General features: G+C 71.6%; 14 protein-coding genes. 6 read left to right on the top strand and 8 right to left on the bottom strand.

Annotated elements, in window-relative coordinates; translation table 11 throughout:
• Window positions 1-30 precede the first annotated feature (30 nt).
• The gene (locus QRN89_RS30435; protein ID WP_290352628.1) at window positions 31-1,056 is read right to left on the bottom strand and encodes an SPFH domain-containing protein; all 1,026 of its coding nucleotides are present in this window, start codon (window positions 1,054-1,056) and stop codon (window positions 31-33) included.
• Window positions 1,057-1,059: 3 nt separating this feature from the next.
• Complete coding sequence (locus QRN89_RS30430; protein ID WP_290352627.1) at window positions 1,060-1,488, bottom strand: NfeD family protein; 429 nt, start codon at window positions 1,486-1,488, stop codon at window positions 1,060-1,062.
• A gap of 402 nt (window positions 1,489-1,890) precedes the next feature.
• Between QRN89_RS30430 and QRN89_RS30425 the strand changes: the two genes are divergently transcribed.
• Both QRN89_RS30425 and QRN89_RS30420 read left to right on the top strand, forming a co-directional pair.
• Complete coding sequence (locus tag QRN89_RS30425) at window positions 1,891-2,610, top strand: SDR family oxidoreductase (RefSeq protein WP_290352626.1); 720 nt, start codon at window positions 1,891-1,893, stop codon at window positions 2,608-2,610.
• A gap of 63 nt (window positions 2,611-2,673) precedes the next feature.
• On the top strand, window positions 2,674-3,420 hold the full coding sequence (locus QRN89_RS30420; RefSeq protein WP_290352625.1) for an SDR family oxidoreductase: 747 nt from the start codon (window positions 2,674-2,676) through the stop codon (window positions 3,418-3,420).
• A gap of 129 nt (window positions 3,421-3,549) precedes the next feature.
• Here the strand turns inward: QRN89_RS30420 and QRN89_RS30415 are convergent, their stop codons facing one another.
• Window positions 3,550-4,575: a cation diffusion facilitator family transporter gene (locus QRN89_RS30415; protein ID WP_290352624.1), complete on the bottom strand. Its 1,026-nt coding sequence runs from the start codon at window positions 4,573-4,575 to the stop codon at window positions 3,550-3,552.
• 337 nt (window positions 4,576-4,912) lie between these two features.
• Here QRN89_RS30415 and QRN89_RS30410 point away from each other — a divergent pair, with 337 nt between their 5' ends.
• The 3 genes from QRN89_RS30410 to QRN89_RS30400 all read left to right on the top strand — a co-directional run bounded on the left by QRN89_RS30410 (window position 4,913) and on the right by QRN89_RS30400 (window position 7,882).
• The gene (locus tag QRN89_RS30410) at window positions 4,913-5,653 is read left to right on the top strand and encodes a hypothetical protein (RefSeq protein WP_290352623.1); all 741 of its coding nucleotides are present in this window, start codon (window positions 4,913-4,915) and stop codon (window positions 5,651-5,653) included.
• The gene (locus QRN89_RS30405; RefSeq protein ID WP_290352622.1) at window positions 5,614-6,333 is read left to right on the top strand and encodes a DUF1775 domain-containing protein; all 720 of its coding nucleotides are present in this window, start codon (window positions 5,614-5,616) and stop codon (window positions 6,331-6,333) included. Before QRN89_RS30410 ends, QRN89_RS30405 begins: the two co-directional genes overlap by 40 nt.
• 517 nt (window positions 6,334-6,850) lie before the next feature.
• On the top strand, window positions 6,851-7,882 hold the full coding sequence (locus QRN89_RS30400) for a Gfo/Idh/MocA family protein (protein ID WP_290352621.1): 1,032 nt from the start codon (window positions 6,851-6,853) through the stop codon (window positions 7,880-7,882).
• A gap of 270 nt (window positions 7,883-8,152) precedes the next feature.
• Here QRN89_RS30400 and QRN89_RS30395 read toward each other — a convergent pair whose 3' ends face one another.
• From QRN89_RS30395 to QRN89_RS30380, 4 genes are all read right to left on the bottom strand, one after another.
• Window positions 8,153-9,616 (bottom strand): GH1 family beta-glucosidase, encoded by a 1,464-nt coding sequence (locus tag QRN89_RS30395; RefSeq protein WP_390701792.1) that lies wholly within the window; start codon window positions 9,614-9,616, stop codon window positions 8,153-8,155.
• A 140-nt stretch (window positions 9,617-9,756) separates the two neighbouring features.
• A complete protein-coding gene (locus QRN89_RS30390; RefSeq protein WP_290352620.1) occupies window positions 9,757-10,671 on the bottom strand; it encodes a carbohydrate ABC transporter permease in 915 nt (304 codons plus the stop codon).
• A 16-nt stretch (window positions 10,672-10,687) separates the two neighbouring features.
• The gene (locus QRN89_RS30385) at window positions 10,688-11,704 is read right to left on the bottom strand and encodes a carbohydrate ABC transporter permease (protein WP_290352619.1); all 1,017 of its coding nucleotides are present in this window, start codon (window positions 11,702-11,704) and stop codon (window positions 10,688-10,690) included.
• 98 nt (window positions 11,705-11,802) lie between these two features.
• Complete coding sequence (locus QRN89_RS30380; protein ID WP_290352618.1) at window positions 11,803-13,116, bottom strand: ABC transporter substrate-binding protein; 1,314 nt, start codon at window positions 13,114-13,116, stop codon at window positions 11,803-11,805.
• Window positions 13,117-13,400: 284 nt separating this feature from the next.
• On the opposite strand from QRN89_RS30380, the gene QRN89_RS30375 reads away from it, so the two are divergent.
• Window positions 13,401-14,417, top strand: coding sequence for a LacI family DNA-binding transcriptional regulator (locus tag QRN89_RS30375; RefSeq protein WP_290352617.1), 1,017 nt, complete (start codon window positions 13,401-13,403; stop codon window positions 14,415-14,417).
• Between the two features lie 199 nt (window positions 14,418-14,616).
• Here the strand turns inward: QRN89_RS30375 and QRN89_RS30370 are convergent, their stop codons facing one another.
• Window positions 14,617-14,982: an MmcQ/YjbR family DNA-binding protein gene (locus QRN89_RS30370; protein WP_290352616.1), complete on the bottom strand. Its 366-nt coding sequence runs from the start codon at window positions 14,980-14,982 to the stop codon at window positions 14,617-14,619.
• Window positions 14,983-15,058: the final 76 nt, after the last annotated feature.

The following is a 15,058-nucleotide window of genomic DNA, read 5'->3' as shown; positions in this document are numbered from 1 at the left end:
GTCTTCGCCGTGGTGCGGTTCCACGCCCTCTCACGGCCGGGGACGGGTGGTACCGCCGTCGGCCTGGACCGCGTCGGCGACGGCCTCCGCCGCGGCTTCCGCCGCCTGCGCCGCGTCGTCGGCGGCCTTCCGGCCGGCCGCGCCGTCGGCGGGCTCCTCCCGGGTCGCCGGCGACCGGGGCAGCACCTCGCCGAAGGCGCGGGACACGCCCTGGAGCGCGGAGGTGACCTCGCCGGGGATGACCCAGAACGTGCTCCCCGGACCCTGTGCGAGCTGGGGCAGCACCTGGAGGTACTGGTACGCGAGCAGCTTGGGGTCCGGATCGTTGCGGTGCACGGCCTGGAACACCTCGTCGATGGCCCGGGACTGGCCCTCGGCCTTCAGGATCTCCGCGGTCCGGTTGCCCTCGGCCCGGAGGACCGCGGACTGCTTCTCGCCCTCCGCGGTGAGGATCTGGGCCTGACGCTGCCCTTCGGCCCCGAGAATCGCGGCCCGCTTGTCCCGCTCGGCCCGCATCTGCTTCTCCATGGCGTCCTTGATGGACTGCGGGGGGTCGATGGCCTTGATCTCGACGCGGTTGACCCGCAGCCCCCACTTCCCGGTGGCCTCGTCCAGCACGCCGCGCAACTGGTTGTTGATGATGTCCCGTGACGTGAGGGTCTGCTCCAGGTCCATCGAGCCCACGACGTTGCGCAGGGTGGTGACGGTGAGCTGCTCGACAGCCTGCAGATAGTCGGCGATCTCGTAGGCGGCGGCTCGCGGATCGGTGACCTGGAAGTACACGACGGTGTCGATCTCCACGACCAGGTTGTCCTCCGTGATCACGGGCTGCGGCTGGAAGGAGACGACCTGCTCGCGGAGGTCGATCACCGGATAGACCCGGTCGATGTACGGGATGACCACGTTGAGCCCGGGTTGCAGCGTGCGGTGGTAGCGGCCGAGCCGCTCCACGTTGCGGGCACGCGCCTGGGGAACGACGCGCACCGCCCGCAGCACCGTGAAGACCGCCAGCAGCGCGACGATCACGCCGACGAGGAGGAGCGCCGAAGCTTCCATGATTCACTCCCGGGGGTAGACGACGGCGGTGGCGCCGCTGATCTCCATGACGTCCACGGCCGTTCCCGGAGGGATCACCAGCGTCTCGTCGTACGCACGGGCCGTCCACTCCTCGCCGCCGATGCGGACCCTGCCGCCGGTGGCCGTCACCTCCGCGACGACATGGGCGGTACGGCCGACCAGTGCGTCCACACCGAAGCGCCGGCCCGGCGGTCTGAGCGCACGCCGCACCCGGGGGCGCACGAACACCACGCTGACCACGGCGACGACGGTGAAGACCAGGAATTGGAAGGGCAGCGGTACCCCCGCCGCGGCGAACGCCGCGGTGACGAGCGCCGCCCCGCCGAGCATGCCCAGGGCGACGGTCAGTGTGACCGTCTCCGCGGCGATCAGCACGGCGGCGACGATCAGCCAGATCGCCCACAGGTCCATCGCGCCCCTCCTGACTGACGCGGGTGCGCGTCCTGGCCGACGCGGGTGCACGTCCCGACGCGACGCGGTGGACCAGGACGCCGGACGATGTCCCGTCCTTCCGTGAGGGCACGGATGCGCCGGGACACGGAGCGGCCGACCCGCCCGGTTCACCCCTTGTCTCCCGTATCTACCCATCCGAAAATCACAGAAATCCTCGGATCTCCGGCATCTCGGAGAATCCGCCTCCGCCCGTCGTTCCGAGGCGGGAGATCATCAGAGGGGTGAGAGCGGCGGGGCGTGCGCCGGGTGGTGACGTGAACCCGATGGCTATACGTTCGGAGAGGTGCGGCCACGGGCCGCCGCGCGGTGGCCCGTGGCCACCTGCCCCGGCCCCCACCCACGTCGGGAAGGTCCTCTCCCATGAAGCTCCAAGGGTCCGTCGCTTTCGTCACGGGGGCCAACCGCGGGCTCGGAGAACAGTTCACACGGGCGCTCCTCGAGTCCGGGGCGGCCGCGGTCTACGCGGGCGCCCGCGACCCCTCGAAGGTCACGGTTCCCGGGGCCGACCCGGTCGCGGTGGACATCACCGACCACGACTCCGTCCTCGCCGCGGCGGACCGGGCCCAGGACGTGACGCTCCTGGTCAACAACGCCGGTTCCACGACACGGGCGGACATCCTGACAGCCGATCTCGACGCGTTCCGCACGGAGTTCGAGACGCATGTGCTCGGCACCCTCGCCATGAGCCGGGCCTTCGCCCCCGTCCTCGGACGCAACGGTGGCGGCGCGATCGTCAACGTGCTCTCCGTGCTGTCCTGGGTGTCGATCACGGCGAGTGCCGGATACTCCGCCGCCAAGGCCGCCGAATGGTCCGTGACCAACGCCCTGCGCGTGGCGCTGGCGGACCAGGGCACCCAGGTCACCGCCCTGCACGTCAGCTATCTCGCGACGGAGATGGCAGCGCGGGTGCCGGGGCCGAAGGCCGACCCCGCCGCGGTGGCCCGCACGGCCCTCGCCGGCGTCGAGGCAGGTCTGCACGAGGTGCTGGCCGACGACGTCAGCAAACAGGTCCGGACGGCGCTGGCCGACGGGGCGGAGAGCCTGTATCCGCAACTGCGCGGAGGCCGGTCGCTGATCTGACCGCACGCGCGGAAGGGCAGGGCCGGTCCCGGCCGCCGCCGCCCACGGACAACGGAGGCGCGGATGACGCAGAGCGAGCCGAACCACGGCCGACTCGCCGACCAGACGGTCGTGGTGATCGGCGCGAGTGCCGGCATGGGACTCGAGACCGCACGCCGTGTACGCGCCGCCGGCGGCCAGGTCGTCATGGTCGGACGCAACCCCGAACGGCTGCGCCAGGCGGCGCTGGAGATCGACCCGCTGAGCACCGCGGCCTTCGACGCCGCCGACACCGACCGGCTCCGGCGGTTCTTCCGGGAGTTGCCGGGCACGGTCGACCACGTCATATCGACGGCCGGCAGCCCCGCGTACATGCCCCTGGACGACATGGACCTCGCGGAGGCCCGACGCCACTTCGGCGAGCGCCTCGCCATGACCATCGGGATCGCCCTCTACAGCCGCGACCGGGTCCGCGCCGGAGGCACACTGCTGTTCATCGGCGGCACCGGCGGGCGGCGGCCTGCGGTGGGCATGACCGTCACCTCCGCGCTCACCGCGGCCCTTCCGGCCGTCACGGCCAATCTCGCACTCGAACTGGCCCCGGTCCGGGTGAACCTCATCGCGGCCGGCTTCGTCGACACACCCCTGTCGGCCTCGCTCCTGGGCGACCGGCTCGAAGCCCGGCGGGAGGAGTTGCGCACGACGCTTCCCATCCGGCGGGTCGTCGGCCCGGAGGACGTCGCCGCTCTCGCCCTGCACATCATGGACAACGACGCCCTCACCGGTGGGACGTACGACATCGACGGCGGCCAGCAACTCCTCTCCCACTGACGCCCCGACGCGGCGACGCACCGGCTCGCCGCGAGACCGAGGCCGAGGCCGAGGCACGGGGCGGCGCTGGCCGCCCTGGCGGCCGGGGGGCGTGGCCGTACGGTTCCCGGGCGGGCCCACCGCCGCGCGTCACGGCCCGAGGACGCGCACCGTCCCGTGGTCGTACGTGCGGTCGCGGTGGACCGGGCCGTGCGGGTCCGCGCAGTGCGCCGCCGCAGCCGGCGCGCCGTCAGGGGCGCCGACCTGGAGCACGGCCTCCGGCCGGTGGTCCACCTGGAGGGTGGTGTGCGTGATGCCGAAGTCGCGGCGCACCAGGTCCTCGAGCCCCCGGCGTACGGCGTGGCAGTCCCCGCCGGTCTCGACGAGCACGTGCGCGGAGAGGGCGACCTCCTCGGACGTGATCTGCCAGACGTGCAGGTCGTGGACCTCCCTCACCGACGGTTCGGCCGCCAGCCGCTCACCGAGCCGGTCGGGATCGACATGGGCGGGCGCCGCCTCCAGGAAGATCCGTCCCGAGTCGCGGAGGAGGCCGTAACCGGCCTTGAACATCAGGGCGACGACGACGAGCGTGGCGATGCCGTCGGCGCGTGCGAAGCCGGTGGTGAGGACGACGAAGGCCGCGACCGCGGTGCCGATGAACGCGAACAGGTCGTTCAGGATGTGCTGGTAGGCGCCCTCGACGTTGAGCGAGGAGCGGTTGGCACGGGAGATGCACCAGGTGGCGGCCACGTTGACCGCGACACCCGCGAGGGCGGTGGCGAGCATGAGTCCGCCCTTGACCTCGGGGGGATCGATGAGCCGCTCGACGGCCTCGACCGTCAGCCAGGCGCCCAGGAGGATCAGTGACAGTCCGTTCACCTGGGCGGAGAGGATCTCCACCCGCTTCAGGCCGTAGGTGTAGCTGCCCTTGGCGGGACGCTTGGCCATCCGCATCGCCACGAGCGCGAGGACGATGGCGACGGCATCGGTCAGCATGTGCGCGGCGTCCGAGATCAGGGCCAGCGACTCGGCCACCACCCCGATGACGACCTCGACCGACATGAAGCCGACGATCAGCGCGAGGGCGATCGACAGCCACCGCTTGTCCGAGTCCCCCGTCACGCCGTGCGTGTGATCGTGGCCGTGCGAACCGCCGTGCCCGTGTCCCGTGCCCATCGTTTCCCCTGACGCGCGAAATCGAGTGCCTTCCGGCTGTGCAGTGAAACGCACGGAAACGGTTCACGCAAAGGCTGCAACGATGTTGGTAACCGGTACCGATAATACGCCCCTGACCTGGCCTTTCACAGGCAGAGGGGCGGATTCCCCTTCGCACTGACAGTCGTTGTCGATTTCATCGCACGGTGGCACCGGCGACACGGCGCCGAACCGCGGTGGACGCGGCGCGCTCCGGGTCGGGGCCCGGCACCCGGCTCCCCGGCACCGGACGACCCGGGCGGGGCGATGGCCCATGTACCTGCCGGCCGGCCCCGCGATGGTTCATGATGGGCGGGCCATGCACCAGCCGCACACGGACCCGCGTCCGCCTCTGCCCGTCGTGCGGGCGGCCGTGTTCGCTCTCGTGGGCGGCGTGCTCGGGCTCACCGCGCACCGTCTCGCGGCCGGGGAGGACGCCGGCTGGTCGGCGAGCGCACCGGCGGCCGCGGTGCTCTTCACCGTCGGACTGGTGCACTTACGGCGGCCACGAGGCCTTCCTCATGCCGTCGCGGTCACCTCCCTGACCCAGGCCGCCCTGCACGAGTGGTTCATGCTCACCGGGCCCGGTGCGGCGGGCCACGCGCTCCACAGTCGTCCGGGGGGATCCTCGGGATCCCTCGGCGGAGGCCACGGGAGCGTGCTCGATCCCGCGGCGATGACGGGGGCGCACGCCGTGGCGGCGGTGCTCGTCGCCGTTCTCCTGCACGGGGCGGAGGCGGCCTGCCGGCCCCGTCCGCATGCCATGGCTGCGGTGCTCGCCCGGGTACGGAAGCCGATCCACGCGGTGCGGTCGTTGCTGTCGGCCCCTCCTGTGCCGGCCTGCCCGGGTGCCGCGCCGTACCCGCCGAGGGAGTCCGGGCGGCGGACCGACGCCGAAGAGCTGCTGACCGGAGTGGTGGTGCGGCGGGGGCCGCCGGCGAGGGTGCGGATTCCCTCCCACCCCCGCCCGGGCCCGGCGCCCCAGTCGGCCGGGCTCCTCCACCACGATCCGGAGACGCCATGCCCCGTACCCCCACGAGCATCCGCCGCGCGTGCCTGACCCTCGCCGCCGCCGTCGGTGCCGTACTGCTCGGCGCCGGCCCGGCGGCCGCGCACGTCGAAGTCGAAGCCGACACGGCACAGGCACTCGCCCAGAACGTCACGCTCACCTTCAACGCCGAATCGGAGTCCGACAAGGCCGGGATCACCTCCCTGCGCGTCGTCCTCCCCGAGGGGATCACCCCTGCCGACGTCACGTACGGCGAAGGCCCCAAGGGCTGGACGTTCGGGGCGACGGCCGACGGCTACACCGTCAAGGGGCCCGCCGTCGCCGTCGGGGAGGACGCCGAGTACTCCGTGCGCGTGCGGCAGCTGCCCGACGCCGGGCAACTCGCCTTCAAGACGCTCCAGGGCTACGCCGACGGCCGCGTCGACCGCTGGATCGAACTCGGCTCCTCCGGCGGACACGGCCACGGCAACTCCGCCCCGGTGCTGAAGCTCGAGGCGGCCGCCCCGGGCGCCACCGTGAAGAACCCCACTCCCACCCCCACGCCCAGTGCTCCCGCGCGACCCGCCCCCGCGCCGCCGCCGGCGCCGTCGAACACCTCCGCCGCCGGCGAGACGGCGGAGAGCGGCGGTCTGTCCGCCGGTGGCTGGACCGCGATCGGTGCGGGCGCCCTGGTGGCGATCGCCGCGGCGGCCTGTCTGCTCCGACGCCGCTCCGGCACCGGGGCAGGCTGACACACCGCCCGGACCACACCGGGTTCGCCGGTGTGGTCCGGGGGCCTCGCACACGGTCGGGCCGGAGGGGCGTCAGCGCCGCACCGTCCACCGCGACCGGCGCGGGGGCCCGGGCCCGTGGTGACGGCCGGCCCCTGAGGGCCCCGGGGGGCCACCGGGCCACGGCCTCCGACAGAGCCGGAGCGGGAGCGCGGGCCACCGGGCCACGGACGCCGACCACGGCACCACGGACGCCGACAGCCGGGCCGGGAGCGCGGGCCACCCGGCCCACCGGACCCGGGCTGCCGGCCGGGGTCCCAGGGGCGGACCCGAGGACTGTCGGCGAGGTCCGAGCGTGCCCGTGACGACGCCGGCTCCACGACCCCGGCCGCCGGGCGAACGTGCCCCGACGCCGCCGCCCCCGCGACGCACCCATGGCACCGCCCGCCCCTCGGCGGTGTCGGCCGGTGGTCCCTGGGCGACGGGAGGCTGGTCCCTTGACAACGGGCGGCGCGGCACGTGAGCCTTGCACAGCCGGATGGGAACGTTCCCATCCGGCGTCGCCACAGGAGGAACGCACGTGCACGACCGCTCCGTCAGATGGGGAATCCTCGCGACCGGCCCGATGGCCGCAGCCTTCACGGAGGACCTGCGCACGGTTCCCGGAGCGGACGTCGTCGCCGTCGGCTCCCGCTCCCGGCGGACCGCTCAGGCCTTCGCCGAGCGGTTCTCGATCCCCCGCGCCCACGGCAGCTGGCAGGACCTCGCGGACGACCCGGACGTCGACGTCGTCTACGTCGCCACCCCTCACGCCCACCATCTCGCCGCCGCCACGCTCTGCCTCGAGGGCGGCAAGGCCGTCCTGTGCGAGAAGCCGTTCGCGCTCAACCGCTCCCAGACCGAGTCGATGATCGCCATCGCGGAGAGCCGCTCGTTGTTCCTGATGGAGGGCATGTGGACCTTCGTCAACCCGCTGGTCCGCCGTGCCAGGGAGATGACCGGCGACGGACTGATCGGTGAGGTCGCCTCCGTGCACGCCGACTTCTCCGCGCGGGTCCCGGTCGTCCCCGGGAGCAGGCTGCGCGATCCGGCCGCCGGAGGCGGCGCACTGCTCGATCTCGGCACGTATCCGGTCTCGTTCGCCCACCTGTTCCTCGGCGCTCCGGACCACGTGTCGGCCTGGGCCCATCTCAACGACGACGGGGTGGACGAGAGCACGGCCATGGTGCTGGGGTACGACAACGGAGCCGTGGCCGTGCTGTCCTGCTCGCTCGCCTTCGGCAGCGCGACCGGCGCGGTGGTGTACGGCACCGAGGGCCGCATCGAGTTCCCGGCGGACTTCTACCACCCCCGGAGCTTCGTGGTCCACCGCGACGGGCGAGCGCCGCAGGTCGTCGAGGCCGAGCCGCGCGTGGGCAACGGCTACGGCCACCAGGCCCTGGAAGTCATGAACTGCCTGCGCGAGAAGCGGACCGAGTCCGAGCTCGTTCCGCTCCGGGGCAGCCTGGACGTGATGACGACGCTCGACCGGGTCCGCGCGCTCGTCGGGGTGCGCTACCCGGGCGAGTGAGCGCACGCGAGTACGGCCGGCGAGGCCGGCCGTACTCGCGTGCGCGGAACCGTGCACGCGTACCGTGCGAAGACGGTGCGTGGACAGCGCGCCGGGATACCGTGCGCGGGATACGTGCAGGGAAGAAGCGCTGAGACACCCGTGCGGAGAACATGCCGGAAACCGCACGCGCAAGACGCGCCGGGAAACCGGCGCGTCACACCCTCAGGAACGGCCGAGGGGCCGGCGAGCGAGGCGTGACGCCTCGCTCGCCGGCCCGTCGGCCTCCGGTCAGCCCCTGGCGGCGGTGTCCGGCGCGGGCAGCAGGCCCGTGCGTGCGACGTCTCCGTACCAGCGGGCACTGGCCTTCGGAATGCGCTTGCCGGTGGGGTAGTCGACGTAGACCGCCCCGAAGCGCTTGCTGTAGCCGTAGCCCCATTCGAAGTTGTCGAGCAGGGACCACAGGAAGTAGCCGCGGACGTCGACGCCCGCCTCGATCGCCCGGTGCACGGCCGCCAGGTGGCCCTGGAGGTAGGCGATCCGGTCGGGGTCGTTCACCTCGCCCTCGGGGTTGACGTAGTCGTCGAAGGCGGCGCCGTTCTCGGTGATCATGAGGGGCAGCTCCGGGACGTCGTCCTTGAGCCGCACCAGCAGGTCGTACAGGCCGGTGGGGTCGACGGCCCATCCCATCGCGGTGGTGGAGCCCGGCGGCAGGTGGAACGACACGTCGTCCGCGCCCGGCCAGGGGCTGTGCGCGCTGTTGCCGTGGCCGTCCGAACCGTGGCTCGACTCGGAGGCACCGCCGGAGACGAGGGTCGGGGTGTAGTAGTTGACGCCCAGGAAGTCGAGCGGCTGCCGGATCTCCTTGAGGTCGCCGTCCTTGACGAAGGACCAGTCCGTCAGGGACGCGGTGTCCCGCAGCAGGTCGTCCGGGTACGCGCCCTGGAGCATCGGTCCGGTGAAGACGCGGTTGGCGAGGGCGTCGATGCGGCGTGCGGCGTCGACGTCCGCCTCCGCGCCGGAACGCGGCCTCACATGGTGGATGTTGAGGGTGACGGAGACCTGTGCGTCGCCCGGGAGGTTCGCGCGGAGGGCCTGGACCGCCTGGCCGTGGCCGAGGTTGAGGTGGTGCGCCGCCCGCAGCGCGGCCACGGGGTCGGTGCGGCCGGGGGCGTGGACACCGGAGGCGTAGCCGAGGAAGGCGCTGCACCAGGGCTCGTTGAGCGTGATCCAGGTGCGTACCCGGTCGCCGAGCGCCTCGGCCGCCAGGCCCGCGTACTCGGCGAATCGCTCCGCGGTGGCGCGCTCGGGCCAGCCGCCCGCGTCCTCCAACTCCTGCGGAAGGTCCCAGTGGTAGAGGGTCGCGACGGGCTGGATGTTCTTCTCCAGCAGCTCGTCGGCGAGCCTGCGGTAGAAGTCCAGTCCCTTCTGCACGCTCGGGCCGCGCCCGGTGGGCTGGATGCGGGGCCAGGCGAGGGAGAAGCGGTACGCCCCCACACCCAGGTCGGCCATGATGGCGACGTCCTCGCGCCACCGGTGGTAGTGGTCGGTGGCGACGTCGCCGGTGTCGCCGTTGCGGACCCTGCCCGGGGTGCGGGAGTAGGTGTCCCAGATGGAGGGGGTGCGCCCGTCCAGGGTGGCGGCGCCCTCGATCTGGTAGGCGGCGGTGGCGGTGCCCCAGGTGAACGATGGGGGGAACGTGAGTGCGGCGGGGGCCTCGGCTTGGGGCACGACGTGTCCGGCTGCGATTACCACGAGGGTCCTTCCGGGTGTTGCGGTCAACGGGTGACGCGTAGATGGGGAGAGGGGCACGGGGTGCCGCGGGCGGCCCGCGGCACGGGGTGCGGGCACACGGGCGGAGGGCGCCACGGGTCGGACCCAGGGCGCGACACGCCCTAGCCCTTGACCGCTCCCTGCATGATGCCGCCGACGATCTGACGGCCGAAGACGATGAACATCGCCAGCAGGGGGAGGGTGCCGAGCAGGGCGCCGGCCATGATCAGCGACTGGTCGCGGACATAGCCTGCGCTGAGTTGGGTGAGGGCGACGGGGACCGTCGGGTTGGTCATGTCGAGCACGATGAACGGCCAGAAGAAGTCGTTCCAGGCGTGGACGAACGTGATCATGAAGAGAACCGCCATCGCGGGCCGGGCCACCGGCAGGACGATGCTCCAGAAGATGCGGAGCGAGTGCGCGCCGTCCACACGGCCGGCCTCGACGAGTTCGTCGGGCAGCGCGTCGGCCAGGTACTGGCGCATGAAGAAGACGCCGACCGCGCTGACCAGCGTCGGGAAGATGACGGCGGGGAGCTTCTGTCCCCAGCCCAGTTCGGTCATCATCATGAACAGGGGCACGACCGCGAGCTGCGGCGGCACCATCATCGTCCCGATGACCAGCATGAGCAGGATGTTGCGGCCCTTGAAGCGCAGCTTGGCGAAGGCGAAGCCGGCGAGGGTGGCGAACAGGACGGTGGACACGGCGATGGTGCCGGCCACGATCAGGCTGTTCACCATGGCCCTGCCCAGCGCGGCGTCCTGCCAGGCCTTCCCGAGGTTCTCGAAGAGGTGCGGACCGGGCAGGAACGGCGGCGGGGTCTGCGTGACACGCGTGTTGTCGGTCGAGGCCGCCACCATCGTCCAGTACAGCGGGAAGAGCGAGAGCACCGCCGCGACGGTGAGCAGCACGTAGGTGGCGGGGCCGGCGTGGTGCTGGCGGCCGGCGCGGATCGCCGCGGGGAGCCGGAGGCCGCGGCGGCCCTTGGGCGCGTCCTGCGGCACGTCCGGGCGGGCCTGGAGAGTGTCGGTGGTCATGGTGTCCGTCTCCTGGTCAGGACGAGCGCGACGAGCGCCGCTTGAGCAGACGCTGGACGGCGAAGAGGATGATGAGCAGCAGGAACATCGCCCAGGCCACCGTGGCCGCACGGCCCATCTGGTAGTTCTTCCAGCCCTCCTCGTACAGCAGCAGTCCGAGGGTCTGGTACTGGTTGTCCGCTCCGCCGGTGATGCCGTTCGGGCCCTGGCCGAAGATCAGGGGCTCGCCGAAGAGCTGGGTGGAGCCGATCGTGGAGAGCACGATCGTGAAGATGATCGTGGGCCGGATTCCGGGGATGGTGACCTTCAGGAACTGCTGCCAGCGCGAGGCACCGTCGATCGCGGCGGCCTCGTAGCGGTCGCGCGGGATCGCCTGCATGGCGGCGAGGTACAGCAGGGCGTTGTAACCGGTCCAGCGCCAGATGACGATCGTGGAGATCGCGATCTGCGCCGCCCACTTGTTGCCCTCCCAGTCGACGTTGTCGACGCCGACCAGGCCCAGCATCCAGTTGATCATGCCGAAGTCGCGCTCGAAGAGCATGGTGAAGACGAGGGCCGCGGCACCGACCGACGTCGCGTACGGCGTCAGGGCGGCCACACGGAAGAAGGTCGATCCACGGAGCCGGTAGTTCAGCAGGTGCGCCAGTCCGAGTGCCATGAGCAGCTGCGGGACGGTGGAGAGCACACCGATGGTGAAGGTGTTGGACAGGGCGTTCCAGAAGCGCTCGTCCTGCCACAGGGCGACGTAGTTGTCGAACGCCACCCATTCCATCAGGTCGAGGGAGGCGAGCTCGACGCGGTGCAGCGAGATCCAGGCCGTGTAGATGAGCGGGTAGAAGCTGAAGGCGGCGAACACGGCGAAGAACGGGACGATGAAGGCGTAGGGCGCCCCGTGCAGGTCCAGGCGGTGGAGCAGTGTGCTCCGCCGGCCGTTCTGTCGTCGCTGCCGGCGCCCGTCGGCGGGGCGGGCAGGGCCGGCCGGCTCTCCGGCGGGCTGTTCACCGGCTGCCGCAGTCGAGGTCTGAGTGGCCACCAGGGATCCTTACGTGGAACGTGGGCGGGCTGGGCGTGCCCCGGCGGCCGCCGCGCACGTGGTCGTGCGCGGCGTGGCCGCCGGGGCGTCGGGGGACGTCAGCCGACGGCCTTCTCGATGCGCTCGTCGGTGGTCTTCCAGGCCTTCTCGGGGCTCTGGTTCTGGGACTCGATGAGGCTCAGACCCTGCGAGAAGATGTCCTTGATCGTTCCGTCCTTGCGGCCCAGCACCTGCTCGTCGGGGATCTCCTGCGCGGCGGCTCCGAAGATCTGGCCGATGGGGGCACCGCTGAAGTAGTCGGACTTCGCGTTCGCCACCTGGGGCGCCTCGAGCGCCTTCTGCGACGACGGGAAGTTGCCGAGCTTCTCGAAGAGGCGGGCCTGCTGCTCGGGAGCCGTCAGCCAGGCGACGAGCTTCTTCGCCTCTTCCTTGACGGGGCTCTTGTCCACGACGCCGAGGAACGACCCGCCCCAGTTGGCGCCCTTGGGGGCCCTGGCGACGTCCCACTTGCCCTTGTTCTGCGGACCCGCCTTCTCACTGATGTGCGCGAGCATCCACGCCGGGCACACCGTGGTGGCGAACGTGCTGTTGGCGAGGCCCGGGTCCCAGCCGGGCTGGAACTGCCGCAGCTTCGCGGTCAGGCCCGTGGTGGCGGCCTGGGAGGCCAGGTTCCATGCCTCCTTGACGACGGGGCTGTCCTTGTAGATCAGCTTCCCGCCCTTGTCGTAGAACTGCTCGGAGTTCCCGTAGATCATCGCGTTGAACAGTCCGCTGGCGCTGTCCATGAAGGCGACCTTGTCGTCCTTGGACCCGGCCTTGAAGTCCTTGCCGGCGGCGACGAACTTCGCCCAGTCGCCGTCCCACAGCTTGGCGACCTGCTCGCGGTCGGAGGGCAGGCCCGCCTGCTCGAAGAGGTCCTTGCGGTAGCAGACGGCCATGGGGCCGATGTCCGTGCCGAGGCCGATGACCTTGCCGTCCTTGCCGGTGACCTGGCTCAGCTTCCACGGCAGGAAGTGGTCGGTGCCGGAGACCTTCGACAGGTCGACGAACTTGTCGGCCTGGGTGTCGACGAGCTCCTTGGCACGTCCGATCTCGATGCCCTGGATGTCCTTCAGGCCGCTGCCGGCCGCCAGGTGCGTCTGCAGGGCCGTGTAGTACGTCTGCTCGTCACCCGCGATCTCGGCCTCGATCCGCACGTTCGGGTTCAGCTTCATGTACTCATCAAGGAGTCCCGTCTCCTTGAACCCCATGACGCCGAAGAGTCCCATGGTGATGGTGGTCTTGCCGTCCTTGACACCTCCGCCCGTCCCGCCGATGTCGCCGCCGCCGCATGCGGAGAGGAGACCGAGAGCCGCCACGGCCGATATGACGGCGGTGCCTCTCGTACGGAACAGCTTCCGGGTGCTCTTCATGTGTTGTGTCCTCCCAGGCGGCGGCGCCGACGCACCGAGTACGGGCCAGCCGTCCTGCCGACTGACCCGAGCAGAGAATGGGAACGTTCCCAAGCGGGGTGGGAACGTTCCCACCAGATGCCGGAAGGTTGACCGTTGAACGAGGCTTGTGTCAAGAACTTGAATCCAATTCGTTGCCGGAAGATGTCGCGGTGCCACCCGCGCACACCGGTCCGCGGGTCCGGGGGTCTGGCACAATGCGCTGGCGAACGGCGCGCAGCCGCCGGTCGGACGAGGAGAGGGACATGGGGGCACAGCAGCGGCCGACCATCAAGACCGTGGCCGCACGGGCCGGCGTGGGCCGGACGACGGTTTCAAGGGTCATCAACGGTTCGACGCTCGTCAGCGACGAGGCGAGGGCCGCCGTGCTCGCGGCCATAGCCGAGCTGAACTACGTGCCGAACTCCGTCGCCCGCGGACTCGTCACACGGCGTACCAACTCCGTCGCGCTGGTGATCCCGGAGTCCGAGAGCCGGCTCGGCTCGGAGCCGTACTTCTCGGCCGTGATCCGGGGCGTGAGCACCGTGCTCACGGCGACGAGGACGCAGCTCCAGCTGGTGCTCGTCCGCGACAGGGGTGAGCGCGACCAGCTCACCGACTCCGTCGCGGAGCGCAGGGTGGACGGGGTGCTCCTGGTCTCGGTGCACGAGGACGACCCCCTGCCCGGCATCCTGGAGAACCTGGGCCTGCCGACGGTCCTGGCCGGCCGCCGCTCCCCCGGGGAGTCCCTGAGCCACGCCTGCTCGGACAACCTGGGGGGCGGGAGGGAAGCGGGCCGCCATCTCATCTCCCGCGGCCGGAGGACGATCGCCACCATCACCGGGCCGCTCGACATGGACGTCTCCCGGAGCCGGCTGCAGGGCTGGAAGGACGCCCTCGGGGAGGCGGGCATCGCTCCGGACGAGCGCCTGATCGAGACGGCGGACTTCACCGAGGAGGGCGGGATGCTCGCGATGCGTTCGCTTCTCGAACGCTGTCCCGGCCTCGACGCCGTGTTCGCGGCCTCGGACGTCATGGCGGCCGGCGCCATGCTGGAGCTGCGGCGGCAGGGGCGACGCGTACCGGAGGACGTCGCGGTCGTCGGATTCGACGACTCCTACATCGCCCGCTACGCCCATCCCTCGATGACGAGCGTGCGCCAGCCGGTGGAGGAGATCGGCTCCACCATCGCCCGACTCCTCCTCGAGGAGATCGCCGATCCCGGCGCGGCACGCCGGCACGTGATGCTGCCCACCGAACTGGTCGTGCGCGACTCGTCCTGACCTGGGGCGCGCCGACGGACCGCCGGGCCCGTTGCCCAGGGGAGGGCACGCGCTCCCGGCCGGTCACCGCGGAACGGCCCCTGCCGGTGGGCCCGGTGTGCCGCCGGGGCCGGGCCTCCGGCGGCGCCGTCGCCCGTTCCCGCCGCGCCTCGCCGCCGGGGCGCGGGTGCGGGGCGCGGTCACCGAGGCCGTGCTCCGCTCACCCGCCGGTGCCCCCGCCCGGCCTCAGTTCGGGGTGCTCCTCGGCCAGCCGGTCCGGCGCCGCCTGTCTCCAGGAGTCGACGAGGATGTCGCGCAGTTCGGCGAGGTCCTCCAACGCGACGAGCCGCACCCGGACCCAGGCCGAACTCGCCTCGTGCGGAGGCACCCAGAACTTCTCCGGCTCGGCGGCGATCAGTTCGCTTCGCTCGTGCTTCGGACAGCGCACGGCGAACGACGTCTGGTCGTCGGGGATCGTGATGTACATCTTCCCGGCCACACGGAACGTGGGCATGCTCCATGCTTCCTTCTCCACCGTGTCGGGAAGGGACAGGGCGATACGGCGGATGTCCTCGGCCTCGATCATGCGCCCACCGTAACCAGCGCCGCTGACAGCGAGCCGTACACGGCCGCCGGGCGGGCGCACGGTGATCACGGCACTC

The sequence above is a fragment of the Streptomyces sp. HUAS CB01 genome, from assembly GCF_030406905.1.
Classification (GTDB): Bacteria; Actinomycetota; Actinomycetes; order Streptomycetales; family Streptomycetaceae; genus Streptomyces; species Streptomyces chengbuensis.
This window is presented reverse-complemented; position numbering and strand designations above follow the sequence as displayed.

Bases quoted from the DNA above. Each gene is read 5' to 3' on its own strand.
- QRN89_RS30435 (WP_290352628.1), bottom strand. From the start codon at position 1,056: ATGGAAGCTTCGGCGCTCCTCCTCGTCGGCGTGATCGTCGCGCTGCTG.
- QRN89_RS30430 (WP_290352627.1), bottom strand. From the start codon at position 1,488: ATGGACCTGTGGGCGATCTGGCTGATCGTCGCCGCCGTGCTGATCGCC.
- QRN89_RS30425 (WP_290352626.1), top strand. From the start codon at position 1,891: ATGAAGCTCCAAGGGTCCGTCGCTTTCGTCACGGGGGCCAACCGCGGG.
- QRN89_RS30420 (WP_290352625.1), top strand. From the start codon at position 2,674: ATGACGCAGAGCGAGCCGAACCACGGCCGACTCGCCGACCAGACGGTC.
- QRN89_RS30415 (WP_290352624.1), bottom strand. From the start codon at position 4,575: ATGGGCACGGGACACGGGCACGGCGGTTCGCACGGCCACGATCACACG.
- QRN89_RS30410 (WP_290352623.1), top strand. From the start codon at position 4,913: ATGCACCAGCCGCACACGGACCCGCGTCCGCCTCTGCCCGTCGTGCGG.
- QRN89_RS30405 (WP_290352622.1), top strand. From the start codon at position 5,614: ATGCCCCGTACCCCCACGAGCATCCGCCGCGCGTGCCTGACCCTCGCC.
- QRN89_RS30400 (WP_290352621.1), top strand. From the start codon at position 6,851: ATGGGAACGTTCCCATCCGGCGTCGCCACAGGAGGAACGCACGTGCAC.
- QRN89_RS30390 (WP_290352620.1), bottom strand. From the start codon at position 10,671: ATGACCACCGACACTCTCCAGGCCCGCCCGGACGTGCCGCAGGACGCG.
- QRN89_RS30380 (WP_290352618.1), bottom strand. From the start codon at position 13,116: ATGAAGAGCACCCGGAAGCTGTTCCGTACGAGAGGCACCGCCGTCATA.
- QRN89_RS30375 (WP_290352617.1), top strand. From the start codon at position 13,401: ATGGGGGCACAGCAGCGGCCGACCATCAAGACCGTGGCCGCACGGGCC.
- QRN89_RS30370 (WP_290352616.1), bottom strand. From the start codon at position 14,982: ATGATCGAGGCCGAGGACATCCGCCGTATCGCCCTGTCCCTTCCCGAC.